This window comes from Pseudomonas sp. 3A(2025) (assembly GCF_054589175.1).
The window spans coordinates 71,897-93,563 of the sequence record NZ_BAAILM010000117.1 but is presented as its reverse complement, the minus strand read 5'-3'; the positions used below and the strand labels follow the sequence as shown (position 1 = coordinate 93,563).

General features: G+C 63.1%; 17 protein-coding genes. 3 read left to right on the top strand and 14 right to left on the bottom strand.

Annotated elements, in window-relative coordinates:
• Position 1: 1 nt before the first annotated feature.
• From ACYP2A_RS32130 to tssA, 14 genes are all read right to left on the bottom strand, one after another.
• Complete coding sequence (locus tag ACYP2A_RS32130) at positions 2 to 271, bottom strand: hypothetical protein (RefSeq protein ID WP_459749972.1); 270 nt, start codon at positions 269 to 271, stop codon at positions 2 to 4.
• Positions 271 to 4,680: an RHS repeat-associated core domain-containing protein gene (locus ACYP2A_RS32125; protein ID WP_459749971.1), complete on the bottom strand. Its 4,410-nt coding sequence runs from the start codon at positions 4,678 to 4,680 to the stop codon at positions 271 to 273. Before ACYP2A_RS32125 ends, ACYP2A_RS32130 begins: the two co-directional genes overlap by 1 nt.
• A 9-nt stretch (positions 4,681 to 4,689) precedes the next feature.
• A complete protein-coding gene (locus ACYP2A_RS32120) occupies positions 4,690 to 5,124 on the bottom strand; it encodes a DcrB-related protein (RefSeq protein ID WP_459749970.1) in 435 nt (144 codons plus the stop codon).
• 144 nt (positions 5,125 to 5,268) lie between these two features.
• Positions 5,269 to 7,197 carry a type VI secretion system Vgr family protein gene (locus tag ACYP2A_RS32115; RefSeq protein WP_459749969.1) on the bottom strand — a complete coding sequence of 643 codons (1,929 nt, stop codon included), beginning with the start codon at positions 7,195 to 7,197 and terminating at the stop codon, positions 5,269 to 5,271.
• Between the two features lie 12 nt (positions 7,198 to 7,209).
• Positions 7,210 to 9,891 carry a type VI secretion system ATPase TssH gene (gene tssH, locus ACYP2A_RS32110; protein WP_459749968.1) on the bottom strand — a complete coding sequence of 894 codons (2,682 nt, stop codon included), beginning with the start codon at positions 9,889 to 9,891 and terminating at the stop codon, positions 7,210 to 7,212.
• Positions 9,884 to 10,885, bottom strand: a complete 1,002-nt coding sequence (gene tssG / locus ACYP2A_RS32105) for a type VI secretion system baseplate subunit TssG (protein WP_459749989.1) — start codon at positions 10,883 to 10,885, stop codon at positions 9,884 to 9,886. Before tssG ends, tssH begins: the two co-directional genes overlap by 8 nt.
• Before the next feature lie 14 nt (positions 10,886 to 10,899).
• Entirely contained in the window at positions 10,900 to 12,756 is a 1,857-nt protein-coding gene (gene tssF, locus ACYP2A_RS32100) for a type VI secretion system baseplate subunit TssF (RefSeq protein WP_459749967.1), read from the bottom strand.
• Positions 12,753 to 13,265, bottom strand: a complete 513-nt coding sequence (tssE, locus tag ACYP2A_RS32095; RefSeq protein ID WP_459749966.1) for a type VI secretion system baseplate subunit TssE — start codon at positions 13,263 to 13,265, stop codon at positions 12,753 to 12,755. Before tssE ends, tssF begins: the two co-directional genes overlap by 4 nt.
• Positions 13,266 to 13,273: 8 nt before the next feature.
• Positions 13,274 to 13,723, bottom strand: a complete 450-nt coding sequence (locus ACYP2A_RS32090; RefSeq protein WP_459749965.1) for a hypothetical protein — start codon at positions 13,721 to 13,723, stop codon at positions 13,274 to 13,276.
• On the bottom strand, positions 13,720 to 14,178 hold the full coding sequence (locus ACYP2A_RS32085; RefSeq protein ID WP_459749964.1) for a type VI secretion system amidase effector protein Tae4: 459 nt from the start codon (positions 14,176 to 14,178) through the stop codon (positions 13,720 to 13,722). The genes ACYP2A_RS32090 and ACYP2A_RS32085 overlap by 4 nt, the downstream gene beginning before the upstream one ends.
• Before the next feature lie 80 nt (positions 14,179 to 14,258).
• Positions 14,259 to 14,747, bottom strand: a complete 489-nt coding sequence (locus ACYP2A_RS32080) for an Hcp family type VI secretion system effector (RefSeq protein ID WP_459749963.1) — start codon at positions 14,745 to 14,747, stop codon at positions 14,259 to 14,261.
• Between the two features lie 147 nt (positions 14,748 to 14,894).
• Positions 14,895 to 16,388, bottom strand: coding sequence for a type VI secretion system contractile sheath large subunit (gene tssC / locus ACYP2A_RS32075; RefSeq protein WP_459749962.1), 1,494 nt, complete (start codon positions 16,386 to 16,388; stop codon positions 14,895 to 14,897).
• A 15-nt stretch (positions 16,389 to 16,403) separates the two neighbouring features.
• The gene (gene tssB / locus ACYP2A_RS32070) at positions 16,404 to 16,919 is read right to left on the bottom strand and encodes a type VI secretion system contractile sheath small subunit (RefSeq protein WP_459749961.1); all 516 of its coding nucleotides are present in this window, start codon (positions 16,917 to 16,919) and stop codon (positions 16,404 to 16,406) included.
• Between the two features lie 86 nt (positions 16,920 to 17,005).
• Entirely contained in the window at positions 17,006 to 18,037 is a 1,032-nt protein-coding gene (gene tssA / locus ACYP2A_RS32065; protein WP_459749960.1) for a type VI secretion system protein TssA, read from the bottom strand.
• A gap of 403 nt (positions 18,038 to 18,440) precedes the next feature.
• Between tssA and tagH the strand changes: the two genes are divergently transcribed.
• From tagH to tssK, 3 genes are read left to right on the top strand one after another with little or no spacing between them, the layout of a single operon-like run.
• A complete protein-coding gene (tagH, locus tag ACYP2A_RS32060; protein ID WP_459749959.1) occupies positions 18,441 to 19,793 on the top strand; it encodes a type VI secretion system-associated FHA domain protein TagH in 1,353 nt (450 codons plus the stop codon).
• A gap of 21 nt (positions 19,794 to 19,814) precedes the next feature.
• Positions 19,815 to 20,312: a type VI secretion system lipoprotein TssJ gene (gene tssJ / locus ACYP2A_RS32055; protein WP_459749958.1), complete on the top strand. Its 498-nt coding sequence runs from the start codon at positions 19,815 to 19,817 to the stop codon at positions 20,310 to 20,312.
• A 15-nt stretch (positions 20,313 to 20,327) separates the two neighbouring features.
• Positions 20,328 to 21,662 (top strand): type VI secretion system baseplate subunit TssK, encoded by a 1,335-nt coding sequence (gene tssK, locus ACYP2A_RS32050; RefSeq protein WP_459749957.1) that lies wholly within the window; start codon positions 20,328 to 20,330, stop codon positions 21,660 to 21,662.
• Positions 21,663 to 21,667 lie beyond the last annotated feature (5 nt).

Sequence of the window (21,667 nt, the reverse complement as noted above, 5' to 3'; positions counted from 1 at the left end):
ATCAGGCCGAGGGCAGGGTGGCCAGGCACGCGCCGGCGAGGTCGACGACCTTGCCCAGCAGCGCTTCCTGTTCCAGCGAAAAATCGCCGTACTGGGCCAGCGCCATGCAGGTCGACAAGCGCTTGAGGCTTTCCTGATGCTCGGCGGCGCTGAGGTTGGCCTGGCGCAGTTCGGCGGCGCGTTCGGCAAAGAATTCGGCCGAAGGCTTACCGGCCTTGTTGAGTGCCTGGATGAGGTTATCCAGCGCGGTCAGCAGTTCGTTCAACGGCATTACCAGGGGACTCCTGTGGTTTTGACGACCCATGATCGGGGCAGGTTGGTGATGACACCTTGATAGCCGCCACCGGGGTAGCCTGCGCCTTGTGCGGCGGCAGGCCCCTCGCTGACCCAAGTGCCTTTGGGCACATTGAATTCGGACACCTTGGTGATTTCCACCCCCCAGTCACGGTGGATCGCCAGGTCTTTGCGCAGTACATCTTCAGAGCTGTATTTCTGTTTGGTCAGCCACGACACCTTGCGCCCGGTGCGGTTATCCACGCCATGGTACTTGTAGAAGCGTTCGTTACGGGTCAACTGACGGTTCTTGTACACGCCGCCGGTGAAGCTGTCGGTGGTGCGTTTGTCATGGGTCGGGCCCGGCGGGCGTTTGCGGCTGCCGGTGCCGCACTTGCTCAGGCCCAGCGGGTCGGCCCACACCAGCGGGTTGGGCGCATAGGCATACAGGTTCAGGCCACCGGCCAGGCCGATCGGGTCAGGCGTGGTAAAGCGGCCGATGTCCGGGTCATAGAAGCGCAGGGTGTTGTAGTGCAGGCCGGTTTCGCGGTCTAGGTACTGGCCCTGAAAACGCAGGTTCTGTTCTTCGACGTAATGGGCGGCGCGGGTTTCGCGCACCGTGTTGCCCCACACCTGATACTGCGCCTGCCACACCGGCTGGCCGTCGCTGTCGGTGAGCTGCTCGGGCTGGCCATTGAGGTCGTTGTGGTAGTAGCGAACCTTCTGTTGGGCGCCGGTCCCATCGACCCGCGCCAGCGGCTCGAAACTGCCCTGGTTGTAGAGGTACAGGCTGGTAACGCTGTTCTTGTGCTCCTGCAACAGGCGCATGCCGTCCCAGACAAACCGGGTTTCGCCCAGCACCCGACCGCTTTCGTGCAGCTCGGTCTTGGCGATGCGCCGGCCCAGCGGGTCGTAGCGCATACGGATGCGCTGGCCGTTGGCGTTGCGCACCTCGATCAGGCGACTTTCGGCATCGTAGGCAAAACGTTGCACGCCATGACGGGTGCTGCGCTTCTCGATCATCCGGCCGAAGCCGTCGTAACGATAGCGCTTGTCCTGATACGTCAGCAGCTTGTTATGCCGCACCAGGCCGCCGGTGTGCGGGCTGTCGAGCAGGTTGGCGGCAGCGTCGTAGGCGAAGGTTTCACTCTGGCCGGTCAGGCTGTCCTGGCTGGCGATGATGCGCCCGGTGCTGTCGTAGCCCAGCAACTGCCGGCCATCACCTGGCGGCTGGCGATCACGCCGGGTCTTGCCGACCAGGTTGTCGATCTGATCGAACTGATACTCGGTTTCGCCCAGCCCCGGCAGTTGCGCTGGTTGCCCGGTCGGGCGGTGCAAACGGGTGCGCAGCCGGCCACTGCGGTCGTACTGGCTGCGGGTACTGATCTGCCCTTGCGTGCGCAGCACCTCGCGGTGCAGACGGTCGCGCTCGAAGTCGCTGATCACCCGGCCGTCGAGGTTGAGCTGGTGCAGATGGCCGCTGCCGTAATACAGCCGGTTGAGCCAGCGCCCGTCAGGCAGACAGGTTTGAATCAGATTGCCCTGTTCGTCATGCCGATGCTCCAGGCGCCCGGCCGCGCTGCGTTCTTCCTGCAACTGGCCGAGTGCGTCATAGGCAAAGTCGAGCTGCTGTTCGCCATGGCTGTCGGTGAAGCTCACCGCCGTCAGGTTATCCAGCGCGTCGTACTGGTAGTCGGTGCGCCCGTCAGCGGTGACTTTGCTTTGCAGGCGGCCGACGGCATCGTGGTGCAGCTCATGCACGAGGGGCGCGGGCGGCGCCTCGACCAATACCGCCACAGCCGTGGCCAGCGGTGCCGGATGATGCTCGACGCGGGCCAGGTTATCGCCGGCGTCATACGTATAGCGACGGCTGGCGCCATCCAGGTCCTGCTGTTCGATCAGCCGGTCGGCGGCGTCCCAGGCAAAGCGATAGCGCTCGCCGTTTTCATTGCTCAGCGCCAGCAGTCGCGCATAGCTGTCGTAGTCGAACTGCACCTGCCGACCTTGCGCATCGATGCGCTGGCGCACCTGGCCGCGGCGGTCGTAGCGGTAGCGGGTGGTGTGCCCGGCCGCATCGGTGTGGCCGATCAACTGGCCGAGGCTGTCGCGTTGATAGTGCTCGGTACGCCCGTCCGGCAGTTCGCTGGACAGCAGCCGGCCTTGGGTATCGTGCTGATACAGCAAACGCTCGCCCTGCGCGTCGGTGATGCAGGTCAGGTTGCCGCGCCGGTCGTAGGCGTAATCGGTGGGGTAGCCGGAACAGTCCGTGCGCTGGATCAACTGGCCGTAGCGGTTCCAGCGCAACTGCTGGCGCTTGCCTGCGGCATCGGTGATTTCCACGGTCTGGCCGTGTGCGTCGTAGCGGTAGCGGGTGCTGTGGCCGAGCGGGTCGGTTTCACGGATGCAGTTGCCGCGCGGGTCATAGCGAAACTGCCAGGTATTGCCGGCCGCATCGGTCTCGCTCAGCGGCAGCGACCAATGCTCCAGCCACACCGTGGTGGTGCGCCGGCCCAGCGGGTCGAGGCTGGCGGTCAGGTTGCCAGCCTCGTCGTAATCAAAACCGTACTGGCCGCCTTGCGGGTCGGTTGCGCCGGTCAGCTGGCGCTCGTCGTCCCAGTCGAAACGCCAGGTCTGGCCGAGGTTATCGCTGTATTCGGTGACCTGATGCTGTGGGTTCCACAGGCGCTGGCTGCTGCGGCCCAGGCCGTCGCGCACCGTGGTGCGCCCGGCGTCCAGGTCGTAGTCGAAGGCGTATTCGTCGCCGTCGTCGGTCCAGTGCCGTACCACTCGCCACTCACGCCCATCGATGTGCGCCCAGTCGTAGAAGCAGCGCAGCCCGGTCGGCAACTGATGCTCGACCATGCGCCGCCCAGCGTCGTAGGCAAAACGCCGGCGCACGAGGTTTTCGCCATCGCGCACCTCGCTCAAATCGCCGCGCTCATCAAACGCGTAGTGGTTGAGTACTTCGCGCTGCTGGTCGGGGTAAATCCGCTCGATGCGGCTGACCCGCTGCGGCCATTGCTCGCTGTAGACCAGCTCGACCTGCACCAGGCTGTCGTCGTCGCGCAGGCGCTGCAAGCGGCCACGTTCGTCGTAGTCCAGATGAATGCGGTTTTCGTTGCGGTCGCCTTGCTGGGTCAGGCGCAAATGCCGGGCATCGAGCGGGCTGGGTTCGAACAAGCGGTACAGGCCGTCGTCGCTCTCGATCAGCAACTGGCCGTTAGTGTGGCGTCGAACGCTCAGGCCTTCGCCGGCGCTGAACACCGCGCCGCCCAAGGGGATGTTGCCCATGTCGATGCGCCGGCCTTGCTCATCGATATACAGCAGCGATTCGCCGCCGTCGGCATGCGCGGCAATCGTGACGCTGACCTCATAGGCCACGCTCCAGCCGGCGCCGAACAAGCCGTCGCAGCGCTCGTCGCGGCTGTTGTAGACGCGCTGCCAGTCAATGGGCAGCAACGCCGGCAGCACGAAATCCAGCTCCATGGCCTCGCCCAGCACCTTGGCGCCAGTCGGCGCATGCACCGGGTTGGGCGAGCCGACGATGGCGTGAGTCAGGGCATTGGTGGCCTGGCCTACGACAAAGGCATTGACCCCGCCGAGCAGCATGCACGGCAGGTTGCTCAAGAACTTGCCCTTGCTGCCCTTGAGCATCAGCAGCACGGTGACCGCCAGGCCGATGCCGGGCGTCTTGCCGCTGCGAATCTCGCGCACGGTCAGCGTGCCGCCGCCGATGCGCACGTTCGATGAAATAGGCCCCGCCGAGACCACCACGGCCTCGCAGGTACTGCGGTCACCGCTGCGCACCGCCGGCTGGCTATTGATCGTGACCTTGTCCGAGCCTTCGGCCAGGTACTGCGGTGGCATCGGCGGGTGCTTGGTACACAGCACCAGGTCTTCGGGCAGCGGTTGCGCGCCGGGGGCGGGCATGGCGACGGTGGGCCGCCACATCTGCGAGAAAAAGCTTTTGGCCATGTCGAAGTAACTGGCCTCTTCTTCTTCGCCTTCCTGTTCGCTGACCTGTACACCGGGCGGCACCCAGCCGGCGGCGCGTGCGGCCAGCCGGTTATTGGTCTTGGTGTTCAGCGAGCCGGTGGTGATGGTCGCCTGAATCGTCGGCGGAAACAGGCCATTGCCGATGCCCTCGCATAATCGCGAAAGACCCGTGTCGGCGCCGGTCTTGGCCATCACCACACCGACCACCAGCCCGACCACCGCGCCGAGCAGGCACGCGCCGAGGCCGCCGGTGGCGACGGTAATCCCGGTGGCGGCGACGACGGCTGCGGTGGCCAGAGCGCCAATCGCCACGCTGGCGGCGACCTCCAGCACCCCGCCAACGATGTCGGCCATCATCGAGGTGTGTTCAAGACCGTCGCCCAGCCGGGCGGCCCAGATCGCGTCAGACATTCAGGGTGCTCAGACGCTGGCGTCGAAATTCAGCGACTGTTTGATGCTCGCCCAATGCGCCGCTTCGGCGGCACCCAGCGGCTGCGCCTTGACGTAACTGAGCGCGAGCATGCGCCGCGTGCCGGGCAGCACCAGCGCCAGCTGGAACTGCCAGATTTTCTCGTTGCCCTTGCTGAACTGGCTACGCAGCTCGATGGCCTCGACCTCCTGATTGACCCCGACGTGCAGCGTTTGCAACGGCTCGTGGCGCAAGTCCTGCACCTGCTGGCCCAAGCGTTCCAGTTGCGCGCTGAAGTTGCTGTGCAAGGTTTCCGCATCACCCAGCACACTGCGGCTGACAATCAGCGAAGTGCCCAGCTCAGCGAACTTGAGGATATTGATACTGGCGTCCTGCACCTGGGGATCGGGCAGGGCAAAACTGAACTCATTGAGGCGGTAAGTCATAAAACGATTCCGTGTGGATGGCGCGCACAGGGTGGCATTTGATTTTCGTAGGACCGACTTTAGTCGGGAACAGGGGCGCTGCGGTTCGCGGCTAAAGCGGATCGCCGCCCGGCCGCTCCTACGAGGCGTGCGTTATTGTTTGCCCTACGCTTTGGGAAATATCTGCTGCACCGCCGCATCGATCTCGCCTTTCACGCCCTGGCCCTTGGGTTCGGTGCCTGCGCCACTGCCGTTGTTCAAATGCAGGATTTCGCCGGTGTTGATCATCGCCGTACCGCTGGCGTAGACATTGATATTCACCCCGGTCAGGTTGATCTGCCCGCTGGCGTTGAGCTCCAGCACGCTCTTGCCGCACACCAGGCGCAGGTTTTCGCCCACCTCGATCAGGTAGCTGCGGCTGATGGCATCGGTCTTGGTATTGCCCACCAGCAGCAGGTCGTCGTGGTTGACCGCGCGCACCCGGTCCATGCCAATGGTCACGGTTTCGGTGACGCCGATGACCTTGGTGCGGTTCTGCCCGACCGAATGGCTTTCGTCGTTCTCGACGACAATGTCCTGGTTACGCTCGGCATGGATGTACAACTGCTCTTGACCCTTCTTGTCCTCCATGCGGATTTCATTGAAGTTGGCCGGCGTGCCGCCCTTGCTCGAGCGGCTTTTCATGCCGCTTTGCGTCGCATTGGCCGGCAGGTCGTAAGGCACGGTCTGTTCGGCGTTGTACACACGTCCCGTAATGATCGGCCGGTCCGGGTCACCTTCAAGAAAGCTGACGATCACTTCCTGACCGATGCGCGGCACCTGCATCGAACCCCAGTTCTTGCCGGCCCACGACTGCGACACGCGAATCCAGCACGAGCTGTTTTCGTTGGACTGGTCATGCCGGTCCCAATAGAAATGCACCTTTACCCGGCCATATTGATCGGTCCAGATTTCCTCGCCGGCCGGCCCCACCACGCGCGCGGTTTGCGGGCCCTGAACCAGCGGCTTGGTGGTGCTGGCCAGCGGCTTGAAGCTTTGCTGGGCGTCGATGCAGGTCAGCCCGACCTCGAACTGCACACCGCCGCCGCCCCCGGTTTCCAGGCTTTCCTGGGCGACGTAATAGCGTGCGGCGACGATCAGGTATTCGCGGTTCTGATCCTGACGACCAAAGCCGGTCAGGCTGAACAGATTGCCGGCGCACAGCCCGCGTGCGTTGCCGCTCAGCTCGACCCGCTCATGCAGGCTTTGCAGGGCTTCAAGGCGCGTGCGGGCGTAATGCTCGCCGTCCTGATTCTGCTCGTAGGCACCGGGGTAGTCGTACAGCGGATAATCGCCGGCGGTGTGCGGGCGCGGCATGCTGGAGCGCACTTCCATGCGCGCACTCGGGCGCTGGAAGTCGTAGTCGTTCAGCTCAAGCGAGCCTGGCTGCACTTCCTGCGCCAGGCGCCAGTCGTTGAAATGGTCGCGCTCGCGGTGCTGGCCATCGGGCGGGTAATACGGCACCGACTCATAGCCCGGCGCCGGTTGGTGCGCGCCATAGGCATCGGCCAGCACCAGCACATGGCGGTCTTTCTCGTGGCGGAAAAAATAGTAGATGCCTTCGTGTTCCATCAGCCGGCTGACAAAATCCAGGCTGCTTTCACGGTACTGCACGCAGTATTCCCACTCTCGATAAGGGCGGCTCAGCGCGTCTTCGAAATCGGAAAAGCCCAGGTCGCGAAACACTTGCTTGATGATCTGCGGCACGGTCTGATGCTGAAAGATCCGGCAGTCCGAAGTACGGCTGAGCAGCCACAACCAGGGCCGCAAGGTCACCTGATAACTGGCGAACTGGCCACGGTCGACGTTCTGGCTGCAGCGCGCGACGATGCCGTGAAAATGCCGCTGCCCGCCACCGGTCAGTTGCAGCGACAGGCACATGGGCTTGCCCAGCAACTGGTTCAGGTCCAGCGCGCCGTCGGTGGCGGTCAGTTGCAGTTCATAGTTGAACAGCCGGCCCAGCTCATCGCCGCCGCCCATATCCTTGAGCAACAACACATCCGGCCCAAGCGGGCTGGTGATTTGTGCCATGCGAGTGAGTTGCTGGAAATTCATATCCGTGTCTCGTCAGGTGGATACCGCATCACCGAATTCATACTGGAACTGCCCGTCGCGCTGGCTGATCTTCACACCGGCCAACGGTTTGCCTTCCAGCATACGGGTGAGGAATTCGCGGCTCATGTCCGGCAACAAGGTGTTGGTCAGAATCGCATCGATCATCCGACCACCGCTTTCGGTTTCGGTGCAGCGCGACACGATCAGATCGATCACGTCGGCGTCGTATTCGAACGGCACTTTGTGGGTGCTCTCGACCCGCTTCTTGATCCGGCCCAGTTGCAGCTCGGTAATGGCCTTGAGCATGGAGTCGCTGAGCGGGTAATACGGAATGGTCACCAGGCGGCCAAGCAGCGCCGGCGGGAAAATTTCCAGCAGCGGCTGGCGCAGGGCCTTGGCGATCTCGTCCGGGTCCGGCACGTTGTGCGCGTCCCGGCACAGGTGCGCGATCAGGTCGGTGCCGGCGTTGGTGGTCAGCAGAATCAGGGTGTTCTTGAAGTCGATTACCCGGCCTTCGCCGTCTTCCATCACGCCCTTGTCGAACACCTGGAAGAACATCTCATGCACATCCGGGTGAGCTTTTTCGACTTCGTCGAGCAGCACCACGCTGTACGGTTTACGCCGCACCGCTTCGGTCAGCACGCCGCCTTCGCCGTAGCCGACATACCCCGGCGGCGCGCCCTTGAGGGTCGACACCGTGTGCGCTTCCTGGAACTCGCTCATGTTGATGGTGATGACGTTCTGCTCGCCGCCATACATGGCCTCGGCCAGCGCCAGTGCCGTTTCGGTCTTGCCGACGCCCGAGGTGCCGGCGAGCATGAACACGCCGATCGGTTTGCTCGGGTTATCGAGGCCGGCGCGTGAGGTCTGGATGCGTTTGGCAATCATCTTCAGCGCGTGGTCCTGGCCGATGATGCGTTTGCCCAGATGCTGATCGAGGTTGAGCACGGTTTCCAGCTCGTTACGCGCCATGCGTCCGACCGGAATCCCGGTCCAGTCGGCGACCACCGAGGCCACCGCCTGGTAATCCACGGTCGGCAGAATCAACGGCGTTTCGCCTTGCAGCTCGCTCAGTTGCTGCTGCAACTCGACCAGGCGAATGCGCAGTTCGTGAGCACTCTCGTCATTCACTTCGCTGTCCACCACGCCGACGCTTTCACGCAGTTGCGCCCGCAGTTTCAGCAGTTCGTCGACCAGCGCTTTTTCATCGGCCCAGCGTACTTCCAGCCCGGTCAGGCGTTCCTGCTCGGCGTCCAGCAGCGCCTGGGCACTGCCCTGGCGGGTGCCGGTGTGCACGCCGATGGTGTGTTCGCGGGCGATGATCTGCAACTCGGTTTGCAGCGCTTCGATGCGCCGGCGGCTGTCGTCGACTTCGGCCGGCACCGCATGCAGGCTGATGGCGACCCGCGCGCAGGCGGTGTCGAGCAAACTCACCGATTTGTCCGGCAACTGCCGCGCCGGAATATAGCGGTGCGACAGCTTTACCGAGGCTTCCAGCGCCTCGTCGAGAATCTGCACCTGATGGTGCTGCTCCATGGTCGAGGCCACGCCGCGCATCATCAGCAGCGCCTTGTCTTCGGACGGCTCGTCGACCTGCACCACCTGAAAGCGCCGGGTCAGGGCCGGGTCTTTCTCGATGTGCTTCTTGTACTCGGCCCAGGTGGTGGCCGCAACGGTGCGCAGGCTGCCACGTGCCAGTGCCGGCTTGAGCAGGTTGGCCGCGTCGCCGGTGCCTGCTGCGCCGCCGGCACCGACCAGGGTGTGGGCTTCGTCGATAAACAGAATGATCGGCTTGGGTGAGGCCTGAACGTCTTCGATGACCTGGCGCAGGCGCTGTTCGAACTCGCCCTTCATGCTTGCGCCGGCCTGCAACAGGCCGACATCGAGGCTGCGCAGTTCGACGTCCTTGAGCGCCGGCGGCACATCGCCGGCGACGATGCGCAGGGCAAACCCTTCGACCACCGCGGTCTTGCCGACCCCGGCTTCACCGGTGAGGATCGGGTTGTTCTGCCGACGCCGCATGAGGATATCCACCAGTTGGCGGATCTCTTCGTCGCGGCCGACGATCGGGTCGAGTTCGCCGTTGCGCGCCTGGGCGGTCAGGTCGATGGTGAATTTGTTCAGCGCTTCCTGCTTGCCCAGCGCACTCGGCGCGATGGCACCGCTGGCTTCACCGGGTGCCGCTGCGCTGAAGCCATCGGTGGCGTGCAGGGCGTTTTCCGGCGAATCACCGACGTACTCGTCGAAGCGCTCGGTCAGGCTTTCGATCTTGAGTTTGCCGAACTCTGCCGACAGGCCAAGCAAGGCGTTGCGCAGGCTCGGGGTCTTGAGAATGCCGATCAGCAAATAACCGGTGCGCACCTGGTTTTCGCCGAACATCAGGCTGCCGTAGACCCAGCCGCGCTCGACCGCTTCTTCGACGTGCGACGACAGGTCGGTGATCGACGTCGAGCCACGCGGCAGGCGGTCCAGCGCCTCGGTCAGGTCGCCGGCCAGGCGTGCAGGCTCGACGTTGAACTGGCGGATGATGCGGTGCAGGTCCGAGTCCTGCAATTGCAGCAACTGGTGCAGCCAGTGCGCCAGTTCGACATACGGATTGCCGCGCAGCTTGCAGAACACCGTGGCCGCTTCGATGGCTTTATAGGCCACGCTGTTGAGTTTGCCGAACAACGCGGCACGACTGATTTCACTCATTTAACTGGCTCCTTGAAGTGTGTGTCGAACCAGCGTGCTCGGCATAATGCCGGGCCAGAACCAGTTCGTCGGCATCGGTGTCCCGCTCGCCCAGCCAGGTGTTGAACCCCAGGCGCTGGCGGCCGTTGAGTTGCAGGCGCGGCACCTGTGGCTGTTCCAGCACCAGGTTCAAATCCCAGTCCAGCTCGTGCCCCAGGTACTCGGCGACCCAGGCCACCAGCTCACGAAACGGCTGGCCGTCGGGCAACATGCCCATGTATTCATCGAGCGTCAGCGGCCCCAGGCGGATGCGGAATTTGTGCTGGCGGTCCCAGACATGGCTGCCCAGGCACAGGTCGACGCCCAGCCGGTTGGCACTGACGCCCACGCGGCTGCGTTCGGGCAATTCCAGCCACTGGCCGACGTATTCCTCGATGTGCACCGGCAGGCCGAAATACTCGCCCAGAATCGCTTTCAGGCCATCCGGGTAACGGGTCTGCGCCGCCAAGTGACCGCTGTAATGCAATTTGGCGGTGCCCGGCAGTTCGCCCTGCTCCAGCTGGCCGGGCAGGCCACGGCCACACAAGGCTGCGAGGCGCCCGGACCAGTAATCGTCATCTGCGCGGTCATGGCTGACGGTCGGCCGCGCTTCGGCCCAGGCGCGATAGAACAGGCTCAGCAAGCGGTGATGAAACACATCCAGAAAGCGCTTGCTGGTGCTGTCGGCATGGTTGCGCTGGCGCTCGCGCACGTATTCGGTCAGGTGCAGCGGCAACGGCCCGTTGGGTCCACCAAGGCCGAAAAACAACTGCTCCAGCCGCGCCGCCGTGTCGTCGTCGCCGGGCGTGACGCTGGCCAGGGTCGAGGGCGCAAAGGCGCTGTCCTGACGCTGGCCCAGACGCACCGGGTCATCACTCAGGCGCAGCGAATGGCCGAAACGCGGCAGGTCGGGGTTCTCGCATTCGATCCGTCGCAGGGCCTGGAAGAAGTCGTACTCCCAGGGCTGCGTGTGCATGTCATTCAGCGTACTCACAGGGTCGGGCGCCGGCCGGGTTGAGCTTTCCAGCGCATGATCTCGCCGCGTTCGGTGCTGCGCAGGACGGTTTCGGTAAAGCTGTTGATCGACACGTAGCGGCTCAGAAAGCGCTCGAACACCGCGCCGAGCAGAAACACGCCGCTGCCGCGAAAGGCGTTTTCATCGAACTCCAGGGTGATTTCCAGGCCGCGCCCGAAGACGATCGGACCGGGCATCGGCAGCCGCCGCGTACACGGTTTGCTGCTGACTTCGCGCAGGCCTTCGATCTGCAATTGCAGCGCGGCATCCTGATCGTCGCCATACAAACGCAGCAGCTCACGCAAGGCTGCGGCGCCCTGACCTTGTTCGCTGAGTGACAGGTAATTGAGCGACAGCTGGCTGATCAGCCGCCACGCCTTGTTGTCGTGGGCATGGCTGGCGCGCGGGCGGCTGGGGCCGGCCAGGCAACGAATGCTTTGCACCGGCGCGCTGTCGGCCAGGGTGAAATCACTGCCGCCGCCCAGGCGCATGAACAGCGGCAGGTCGCGGTTGGTACACAAGGCGGTCAGGCCCAGTTGGCGCAGGTCATGGCCATACGGCGCCTGCTGGCTGTCGACCAGGCTGATAAAGGTTTCGCTGCCTACATAGGTCGAGCGCGTGCCGCTGCGCCGCTGTTCGCTGGACAACACGCGCGGCTCGCGGCGCAGGCTGTAATAGGCCTTGTCGCGGCCATAGCGCGACGGCTCGCGCACCGCGTAAAACGGCAAGAACGGCTGGTCGGGACCGGTGCCGAAACCGGTGACGCCGGTCAGCGAGTGAACCTCGAAATCCATCGGCCGGGTACGGTCGGCAATCGCATGGTGCTCATGCACCCGGTCAGACAAATGAATGCGGTCCAGGCGCTTGGGAAACAGGTTGATCGCCGGCGTGCAGTAGGGCACGAATTGATCGCGGCCCACCGTATTTTCCAGGCTCTGGTCGAAGCGCTCCAGCAGCACGATCAGCTCCAGCTCCTGGCCGTTGCAACGGCTGACAGCGCGTTCAAGCCCGCTGAAATCAACAAACAGAAAACGCTGTGGCAGCGCGAAATATTCCTGCAGCAGGCGATACCCCTGAAACGCCTGCGGCACCACCGGCAGCGCCGCTTCACGGTCATCGAAACCGCACGGGCGCAGCGCCTCGACCGGCAGGCGCTCGACCCAGTCGCTGCCCGGCTGGCGGGCAAAGATCGCGCAGGTATTGGCCAGTAATTGCTCGTAAAGCCGGTACGGCAGTTCGTCCGCGCCATTCAGGTACAGCGGCAAATTGCTCAGCGCCAGGCTGTTGAACGGCAATTCGGCGCCGGTGCGCAGAGTGATGCGCAGCGCCGCCTTGGCCTTGGGTTCACTGGCTGCCAGCCGGCCGAGCACGGCCGCCGGGTTGCCGAAATACTCGGCCTGGCTGACCTGCACCGGCCACAGGGTGACGGCCTGGGTGCTGCGGTATTCGCACGAAGTCTGCGAGTCGCGGCCTAACGCTGCGCGCAGCACGGTGCCGCGCGGCAACGGGAAACCGTCGGCCAGTGAGCCTTCGTCCGGGTCGGCCTGCATCTGTACCACGGTCATCGACGGCGTGGGCGCCAGGTAATGCGGGTAGGCGACCTCCAGCAGGTTATGGGTGAAGGTCGGGTATTCGGCTTCCAGCTTGAGCTGCACGCGGGCGGTCAGGTAAGCGAAGCCTTCCAGCAGGCGCTCGACATACGGGTCGGCGCAATCGAGCCCCGACAGCGTCAGGCGCCCGGCAATTTTCGGGTACTCGCGGGCGAACTCCTGAGCACTCTCGCGGATGTGCTGCAACTCCTGGTTATACAACCCGAGCAGGCGCGGATTCATGCACGTCTCCGTTGTTCGGCCGGCAGCACTTTCACATGCCCCGACTCCAGGTCCAGCTCGGTGCGCAGCAACAGCGGCAACGCCACCGGCTGCGCCCACAAGTCGCCCTGAATCTCGAAACTCAGCGCGTTATGGTTCATCTGTTCATGCCCCACATGCGCACGAACCCGTACGGTGTGCGCCAGCAAGCGCGGCTCGAAGGTAATGATCGCCCGATGAATCAGGCTTTCGAGCACCGCGATATCGACCCCCGACACACTGCTGCCGGCCAGCGCCGGCAAGCCGTAATTGACCACCGAGGTGCCCGCGTGGGTGTGCAGCGTGGCATCGGCGTCCAGCAAGGAGGTGGTGTTGAGCAGCCAGGTCAGGTCGCGCAGCACAGAGGCTTTGAGCTGGTTCAGCGACAGCACACGCTTGTCCGTACCCTCTTGCAGATTGCCCGGATCATCGTCGGTCAGGCGGTCGAGCAGGGAAGGCTGCAAGCGCTCGCGCGGGGTCATGTTGGTCATGGCCAGGCTTACCAATCGAACATGGCGGTGTAGTCTTTCTGATCACCGACACTGCGCAAACAGCTCGCGCTCTCGGCAACGACCGATGTCTCCAGCTGGCCCTTGATCAGGCGTATGGCCTTGTATTTCGAGCGGCACTCCAGCGGGTTATCGGCTGTCGGCGTCACGTGCAGCACCATGACGATGGGCACACTCTGAAAGGTCTCGACATGCGCCTGTCCCGCTTTGCCGATACTGAAATGACAGGGCCAGGGCATGTCCAGTGGCAGCACGCTCCGATCAGGTTTGCGCAGTACGCACTGTTGCTGGTCGTTTTCCAGCTTGAACGTCTGTCCGGCCAGATTGACCTGCTCCGGGAAGCTGGTCGGTGTGGCCGAAGGCTGCGAGGTTTCGGCACAGGCGCACAGGCTTATCAACATGCTGCCCAGCGCTACAGAGGTTCGCAGGTGCTTGTTCATTGCAACTCCCAGAACCAGATTTGCTTGGCCATGTGCCTTGGATCGGCATAACGGCCGGCTGTGAGGCCACGCTTCCAGAGATCGATATGGTCACCGGTGCGCGCATCCAGCGCTTGTCCTGCTTGCTGGAAGCAGTCCTTGAAAAATATCAGTCCGGTCTTGTCGGCCAGTTTGAGGCGATCTTGTGCAGTACCACCGAGAATGAGTGGACGGCCGAGGTGATGTTTCCACAGCCAGTTGGCCAATGACTCTGCGCCACGAGCGTGGTCATGCGCGCATTTGGGTTCGGTGTAGGTAGATTTGTTGACCTTGATGGTTTTGTCGGCATTGAGCGTGTAGCTCATGCGCAGGGCACATTGATTGGCCCACGGACCATCACAGACTTTTCCGTCAGGGTGCTCGGCCCAGATCTTGAGGTATTCATTCCACAAATTGATAAACGAAGGTTTGGCCATCTGTGTGTCTCCTTACCGCCTGCCGCGCAGGCATCCTGATGCCAATTACCCCCGGCCTGTGCGGCCGGGGGCGCCAACACTCAGCGTTTGGTATTGGAGCGGATGTTCCAGCCGTACTTGATCGGGCCGCCTTCCTTGCTGCCGTCGGCTTTCTGCGGTTGGTAATCGACCGTGACCTGGGCGAAGTTCAGGGTGACGTTTTCGACCAGGCGATCATCGTTACCCGAACCGCCGGTGCTCAGCGAGGTGACCAGCACTTCTTCGAGGTTGATGATCAGGTACTCGACCTGATTGTCGCCGCCGGCCTTGCGCACGGTCAGGGTGACCTTGTCGATGTGCTTGCCGTTGGAGCAATGCATCATCAGGTTGGGGGTCGCCTTGTCGACGAACTTGGTCAGCGACAGGTCCTGGATATTGACCTTGCCGGCACCGCCACCGGTGCCCATGTGCATGTTGCCGGACTGGGACATGCCCCAGCTCCAGTTCAACACTTCGATCTCGTCCTTGTGGGTCTTGTCTACCGACTCACCCTTGATGTCACCGATCTTGATAAAGATATCGACAGCCATGTTTTCTCCTGAGGTGGCGTGGGGCCACGGTATTGATTAGTGCACGTGTACCGACCGGGCGGCGATCCGCTTTAGTCGGGAAGTGGGCGACACGATCCCGGCCATTCGCGGCTAAAGTCGCTCCTACGACGATTGCGTCGACTCTCGTCAGGCGCCTTTTGCCGAGGGCAGTTTGGAAACCAGGCGCAGCGACACGGTCAGTCCTTCGAGCTGGTAATGCGGGCGCAGGAAGAACTTCGAGGTGTAGTAGCCCGGGTTGCCTTCGACGTCCTCGACCACCACTTCGGCCGCTGCCAGCGGGTGCTGGGCCTTGGTGGTTTCGGTGGAGTGCGCAGGATCCCCGTCGACGTAGTTGAGAATCCAGTTCTGCAGCCAGCGCTGCATTTCGTCCTTCTCTTTGAACGAGCCGATCTTGTCGCGCACGATGCACTTGAGGTAATGCGCAAAGCGGCAGGTGGCGAACAGGTACGGCAGGCGTGCGGCCAGGTTAGCGTTGGCGGTGGCGTCCGGGTCGTCGTATTCGGCAGGCTTTTGCAGCGACTGGGCACCGATGAACGCTGCAAAGTCGGTGTTCTTCTTGTGCAGCAGCGGCATGAAGCCGTTCTTGGCCAGTTCCGCTTCACGGCGGTCGGAGATGGCGATTTCGGTCGGGCACTTCATGTCCACGCCACCATCGTCGGTGGGGAACGTATGCGCCGGCAGGTTTTCCACCTCGCCACCCGATTCCACACCGCGAATGCGCGAACACCAGCCGTAGTGCTTGAACGAGCGGTTGATGTTCACGCCCATCGCGTACGCCGCGTTGGCCCAGGTGTACTTGGCGCTGTCGGCGCCGTCGGTGTTCTCTTCGAAGGCGAAGGCTTCAACCGGGTCGGTCTTGGCGCCGTACGGCAGGCGCGCCAGGAAGCGCGGCATGGTCAGGCCGATATAGCGTGCGTCTTCGGACTCACGCAGCGAGCGCCAGCCGGCGTATTCCGGGGTGGTGAAGATCTTGGTCAGGTCGCGCGGGTTGGACAGCTCCTGCCACGAACCCATGCCCATCACCGTTGGGGAGGCGGCAGAAATGAACGGTGCGTGCATCGCCGCGCAGACTTTCGACAGCTCACCCAGCAGCTCGACATCCGGTGGCGACTGGTCGAAGTAGTAGTCGCCGATCAGGCAGCCATATGGCTCGCCGCCGAACTGGCCGTACTCTTCTTCGTACATCTTCTTGAACAGCGGGCTCTGGTCCCAGGCCGTGCCCTTGAACTTCTTCAGGGTCTTGTGCAGCTCCGGCTTGGAGATGTTCAGCACGCGAATCTTCAGTTGCTCGTCGGTTTCGGTGTTGTTAACCAGATAATGCAAGCCCCGCCAGGCGCTTTCGACCTGCTGGAACTCGGGGTGATGAATGATCTGGTTGACCTGGGCGGTGAGCTTGGCGTCGATCGCGGCGATGATCGATTCGATCGACTTGATCGCATCGTTGGACACCAGATCGGTCTGCGCCAGGGCCTGTTCGGCCAGGGTGCGCACCGCCGTCTCGACCGCTTCGCGGGCGCGCTCGGTCTTGGGTTTGAATTCTTGCAACAGCAACGAGGCAAACTCGTTGGTCTGTTCTACGGTGCCCGCCTGGGCCTGATTGTCACGCAGCAAATCGGTCATGATGATCGGTCCTGATCAAGCGGAGGGCTCGGAGTCCTGAGGCTTTGGCGCACTGGCCAGGGCCTGCAGCAACGCCGGGTCCTTGATGGCTTTCAGAATGATTTCTTCGGCGCCGGTCTTGCCGTCCATGTAGGTCAGCAGGTTGGCGAGCTGGGTACGCGCTTCGAGCAACTGGTTCAGCGAATCGACCTTGCGCGCCACGGCGGCAGGGCTGAAGTCGTCCATGCTCTCGAAGGTGATGTCCAGGCTCAGGTTGCCTTCGCCGGTCAGCTCGTTGGGTACATGAAAGGCCACCCGTGGCTGCATCGCCTTGAGGCGCGAGTCGAAGTTGTCGACATCGACTTCCAGAAACTTGCGCTCGGTCACCGGCGCCAGGGGCTCGGCAGGCTTGCCGGTCAGGTCGGCCATGACGCCCATCACGAACGGCAGCTGGACCTTCTTCTCGGCGCCGTACAGCTCTACGTCGTACTCGATCTGCACGCGAGGCGCACGGTTGCGCGCAATGAATTTCTGCGAACTGGTTTTCGCCACGTTGCTCCTCCTGGTCGCTGGTGCGACGCTGTTGGCTTCTAAGCCGGTAACGGGTTACGCACCCCGAACGTGATCCACAAAACGGATCAGTCAGGCTCCGGGCCGCGCAAGGTTTCAAACTGGGACATGCCGTCGGGAATCAGGTTGCGCACGATGCTCTCGAAATCTGCATTGACCAGACCTTTGGCGCGGTTCAGCAGCATCGGCAGCGGGCTGGACGGCTCGTGGCGGGCGTAATAGGCCAGCAAGCGGTCCAGGCTGCGCAGCACATCGTCGCGGCTGTTGATCTCGGCGCTGATGCGCGGCGCGGCAGGGGCGGCAACGGTTTGCGCCTGGGCCGGGGCTGCATCGTGTGCTTCAGGCGCTGCGGGCGCATCGCTGCCCGGCTCATCTGTCTGCGGGCCATGCTCGTTGAGCACATGCAGCGCCTGGCGCAACGGCTGTTTCAGTGGCGCCAAGTCGATGCCTTGCGCGGAGCCGACGTGTTCGTTGACGAAGTCCTCGATGTCTGTGGCCCGTTGCAGGGCCTGGCGCAGCGCGCTGTGGGTGTCTTGCAGGCTTTGCGGGTCGCTGTCGCGCAGGGCGGCGCTGAAGGCGTCCAGGCCCAGCGACTCATCGCTGGCATGTTGCAGGCCGCTGGCATGCAGGGCAGCGCGCAGGCTCAAGGTGCCGAAGGCCCGAGAGCGCACCAGCGGGCTTTCACGCAGCAGCCGCAGGTTGGTGTCGCAGGCCAGGCCCGCCAGCGCATTGATGCGCAGGGTCGGGTCGTTGTCGTCATCGGCGTCGAGTAGCGGGTACAGCTCGGCCCAGTACTGGCGCAGCAACTGGTCGATCAGTTCGAGGGTGTTGGCAAGCCCGGTGATCCCGTCCAGGGCCAGCGCGCTCTGCACCAGAAAGTGGGTGATGCGCAGGTCCTTGCTGCGTTGCAGCAGGCCGCTGGCCGACTGCTCGATGAGGCGCCACGGTGGCGGCTCGGCAGGCTGCACGGCATCACCCATCACGCGCTCGGGTTTGCCCTGTGCGTCACGTTCCAGTTGCAGAAAGTCGGCGTCATATTCCAGGTCTTCACCGCAGGGGAAGTTGGCTGAAACAGCGCTGAGCAACAATGCGACATCCATCAAACGTGATCTCCTTATCGATTCAGATGATGTCTACCGGTAGGTGGGAAATTTCTCGAAGTCATGTCGGAACTATTTGAAAACGCCGCAGTCGTGATGAATACGGTAGATATCAATGTGACACTAGTCTGTGCGAGAAGTTGTGCATTTTTGGAGTAGTTAAAGGGCAATGTCAAGGTTAGGATGGGCGCCCTTTCGGGGAGTTGTGACGCAGCTAACAGCTTGCATGTTATTTTGACATCGCTTGCGGCAGCATGATTATCATGCGCGCAAAGTTGTCGATGTACAGACTTTTAGAAGGCGTCGCCAGTTTTTGAACTTTTTCGTCGGGCGCCTGTCTGGCCTTGATCCACAAGGCTTTGAGGCGTGGGTTTCATAATGCGCGATATAGCAGGGAGGCACGATGTCGCTGTGTTTGACGATCACCAGTTACCACAAGATTACCCCCGGACAGTGCGCTGAAAAGACACTTGAGCAGGGAGTAATGGCAATTGGCCGCAGCCCGGAAAATGACTGGGTACTTCCCGATCCAGAACGGTTAGTTTCTTCACGGCATTGCGTCATCCAATATAAGGATGGCCGTTACTATTTGACCGATAACAGCACTAATGGCGTCGAGCTGGTAGAGGCAGGCATTCGTCTGCGTCGCGGTAACAGTGAAGTATTACAGGACGGTGAACTTGTCCGCATCGGCGAATATGAAATTCGCGTGCGTATCGATTTCAGCATGCAATTGCCCGAAACGGGCGTGCTCGCAGGGGAGGGCGCACACAGTTTCGAGGCGCTGATGAATCGCCAGGACACCGCGCCTGTCGCCACGCCCGGCATGGCCCGTTTGCAGGGTGGTTCTGCGCAGGACACCTTTCCCGACCTGTTCGATTTTCTGGCGCCTGGCAGTGTGGCGCCGGCAACCCAGCCCGACCATGTGCCGGCGCGCCAGCATGACTTTCGACCGCCCACGCCTGTGGTTCAGGACAAGCCCGTAGCGCCGGCCGGCATGATTCCCGATGACTGGAACCCGCTGGCCGATGTCGCCGCGCCACTGCCGCCGCCCGTTCCAGCGCCACAGCCACAACCGATTCCTGAGCCGGCGCCGCGTGTCGAGCCGGCCCCTGCGCCCGTCGCGACACCTGCAGCGCAACCCCCGAAGCCAAGCCAGGAACCGAACCAGGACCTGCTGCAAGCCTTCCTGCGCGGTGCCGGTCTCGATCAACTGAACCTCGACCCGGCCCAGGCTGCAGCGCAGATGGAAGCCATCGGTCGCAGCTATCGGCTGATGGTCGAGGGCCTGATCGATGTCTTGCGTGCGCGCACCAGCCTCAAGGGCGAGTTTCGCATGCAGCAGACCATGATTCGCCCGGTGGAAAACAACCCGCTCAAGTTCGCCCCCAATGCCGATGAAGCGCTGCTGTTGCTGCTGCGTCACGGCAACCAGGCGTTCATGGGCCCCGAACAGGCGATCAACGACAGTTTCGACGACCTGCGTGCCCACCAGCTGGCGGTCATGGCCGGGGTCGAGGCGGCGATCAAACACCTGCTCAAGCGCTTCGAACCGGCAGAACTTGAAACCCGCATGGGCAAGCCCGGCGGCCTGTCGAACCTGTTCGGCGGCACGCGGCAGGCGCAGTACTGGCAGCAATTTACCGCGCTTTACCAGCGCATTTCGCAGGAAGCCGAAGACGACTTCCAGGACCTGTTCGGCCGCGAGTTCAGCCGAGCCTATGAAGCGCACAGCCAACGCCTGCGCCGCCCCTGAGAACCCGCCGTGAGAATTGCGATGTTGCGTGTAGTTGCCCCCCTTGCTGCCCTGGCCTTGTTGCTGGGTGCCTGTTCATCGACGCCGGCCGGCAAGACGCCCGAGGCTGAATCGATCAAGGCCGCCGAAGACGGCGCGGTGATTCTGAACCTTCACGCCGCTGCCGGTCTCAACCCCGGTGCCAGCGGCCAGCCGGCGCCGGTGCGCGTGCGTATTTTCGAACTGAAGAACACCGCCGCCTTCAACCGTGCCGACTATTTTGCCCTGGCCGAACGCGCAGGCGATGCCTTGGGGCCTGACTTGGTCGATCAGGACGAAGTGCTGATCCGCCCCGGTGAAACCCGCCGTGTGGAGCGCAAGCTGAACCCGGCGACGCGGCAGATCGGCCTGGTGGTCGGCTATCGCGAAATCGACCGTGCGCTGTGGCGCACGGTGCTGTCGGCAAACGCACGCGAATACCGCATCGAACTCGACCCGCAGGCTGTGCGCAGCACCCCTGTCACCCTTCCTGCTCAATAAGCATTCGGAGAACCCATGTCCTGGAACAATCGTGTGGTCTGGTCGGAAGGCATGTTCATCGGAACCCAGCATTTCCAGCAGCATGACCGCTACCTGGAAAACCTGATCGACGCCCGCAGCCGTCCGCTGTCGGCCGCCGCCTGGGGCTTTTCCGAACTGCTGATCGACCAGGGCCTGCTGGCCCAGGGCAAGCTGGCGATCATCAGTGCCCGTGGCCTGTTGCCCGATGGCACACCGTTCAATATTCCGCATGACGACCCGGCGCCCAGCCCGCTGATTCTCGACGACAACGTGCGCGACGGCCTGGTGTACCTGGGCCTGCCGCTGCGCCGTGCCGGGGTGCGCGACACCGTTGACGAAGGCGAAGCGCCGGGGGCTGCGCGCTACCAGAGCCAGGTGCGTGAAGTGCGCGACGATAACGCGCCGTTCGAAAACCGCGCGCCCGTGGCAGTCGGTTCGCGTGCCTTGCGCATGCTGACCGAGCAGGAAGGCCTGAGCGATTACGCGGTGCTGGGCGTGGTGCGGGTCATCGAAAAGCGCGCCGATCATGTGCTGTTGCTCGACGATCAATACATCCCGCCGCTGCTCGACATTACCGTCAGCCGGCCGCTGAATGCGTTTCGCAGCGAGCTGCAAGGCCTGCTGCGCCAGCGCGGCGAAGCGCTGGCCGGGCGCGTGGTGGCCTCGGGTGCCGGTGGCGCTTCGGAAATTGCCGATTTCATGCTGCTGCAACTGGTCAACCGCGCCGAACCGCTGGTGCAGCACCTGGGCCACATGAGCCCGCTGCACCCGGAGCGGCTGTACAGCGAACTGGTCAGCCTGGCCGGCGAGTTCGCTACGTTCTCGACCCGCGAACACCGCCCGCAGGAATTCCCGCGCTACCAGCACGACGACCTGCAAGCCAGCTTTGCGCCGGTCATGCAGGCGCTGCGTGAAGCGTTGTCGATGCTGATCGACAGCAAGGCGGTGCCGATTCCGATTGTCGAAAAAGCCTACGGCGTGCACGTGGCGATGCTGGCCGACAAGAGCCTGCTCGACAACGCCAGCTTCATCCTCGTGGTGCGCGCCGACATCCCTGGCGAAACCTTGCGTGCGCGTTTCGGCCAGCAGAGCAAGGTCGGTTCGGTGGAGCACATCCGCGACCTGGTCAACCTGCAACTGCCAGGCATCGGCCTGCTGCCGTTGCCGGTGGCGCCACGCCAATTGCCGTTCCATGTCGGCTCGACCTATTACGAGCTGGACCGCGGCAGCGAGCACTGGCAACAACTGATGCGCTCCGGCGGTTTTGCCTTTCACATTGCCGGCGAATTCCCGGGCTTGAATCTGGCGTTCTGGGCGATCCGAGGATAAGCGGC

What these genes read in the sequence shown, in the direction of transcription:
- ACYP2A_RS32130 (WP_459749972.1), bottom strand. Translation starts at nt 271, where the DNA reads ATGCCGTTGAACGAACTGCTGACCGCGCTGGATAACCTCATCCAGGCA.
- ACYP2A_RS32125 (WP_459749971.1), bottom strand. Translation starts at nt 4,680, where the DNA reads ATGTCTGACGCGATCTGGGCCGCCCGGCTGGGCGACGGTCTTGAACAC.
- ACYP2A_RS32120 (WP_459749970.1), bottom strand. Translation starts at nt 5,124, where the DNA reads ATGACTTACCGCCTCAATGAGTTCAGTTTTGCCCTGCCCGATCCCCAG.
- ACYP2A_RS32115 (WP_459749969.1), bottom strand. Translation starts at nt 7,197, where the DNA reads ATGAATTTCCAGCAACTCACTCGCATGGCACAAATCACCAGCCCGCTT.
- tssH (WP_459749968.1), bottom strand. Translation starts at nt 9,891, where the DNA reads ATGAGTGAAATCAGTCGTGCCGCGTTGTTCGGCAAACTCAACAGCGTG.
- tssG (WP_459749989.1), bottom strand. Translation starts at nt 10,885, where the DNA reads ATGCACACGCAGCCCTGGGAGTACGACTTCTTCCAGGCCCTGCGACGG.
- tssF (WP_459749967.1), bottom strand. Translation starts at nt 12,756, where the DNA reads ATGAATCCGCGCCTGCTCGGGTTGTATAACCAGGAGTTGCAGCACATC.
- tssE (WP_459749966.1), bottom strand. Translation starts at nt 13,265, where the DNA reads ATGACCAACATGACCCCGCGCGAGCGCTTGCAGCCTTCCCTGCTCGAC.
- ACYP2A_RS32090 (WP_459749965.1), bottom strand. Translation starts at nt 13,723, where the DNA reads ATGAACAAGCACCTGCGAACCTCTGTAGCGCTGGGCAGCATGTTGATA.
- ACYP2A_RS32085 (WP_459749964.1), bottom strand. Translation starts at nt 14,178, where the DNA reads ATGGCCAAACCTTCGTTTATCAATTTGTGGAATGAATACCTCAAGATC.
- ACYP2A_RS32080 (WP_459749963.1), bottom strand. Translation starts at nt 14,747, where the DNA reads ATGGCTGTCGATATCTTTATCAAGATCGGTGACATCAAGGGTGAGTCG.
- tssC (WP_459749962.1), bottom strand. Translation starts at nt 16,388, where the DNA reads ATGACCGATTTGCTGCGTGACAATCAGGCCCAGGCGGGCACCGTAGAA.
- tssA (WP_459749960.1), bottom strand. Translation starts at nt 18,037, where the DNA reads ATGGATGTCGCATTGTTGCTCAGCGCTGTTTCAGCCAACTTCCCCTGC.
- tagH (WP_459749959.1), top strand. Translation starts at nt 18,441, where the DNA reads ATGTCGCTGTGTTTGACGATCACCAGTTACCACAAGATTACCCCCGGA.
- tssJ (WP_459749958.1), top strand. Translation starts at nt 19,815, where the DNA reads ATGTTGCGTGTAGTTGCCCCCCTTGCTGCCCTGGCCTTGTTGCTGGGT.
- tssK (WP_459749957.1), top strand. Translation starts at nt 20,328, where the DNA reads ATGTCCTGGAACAATCGTGTGGTCTGGTCGGAAGGCATGTTCATCGGA.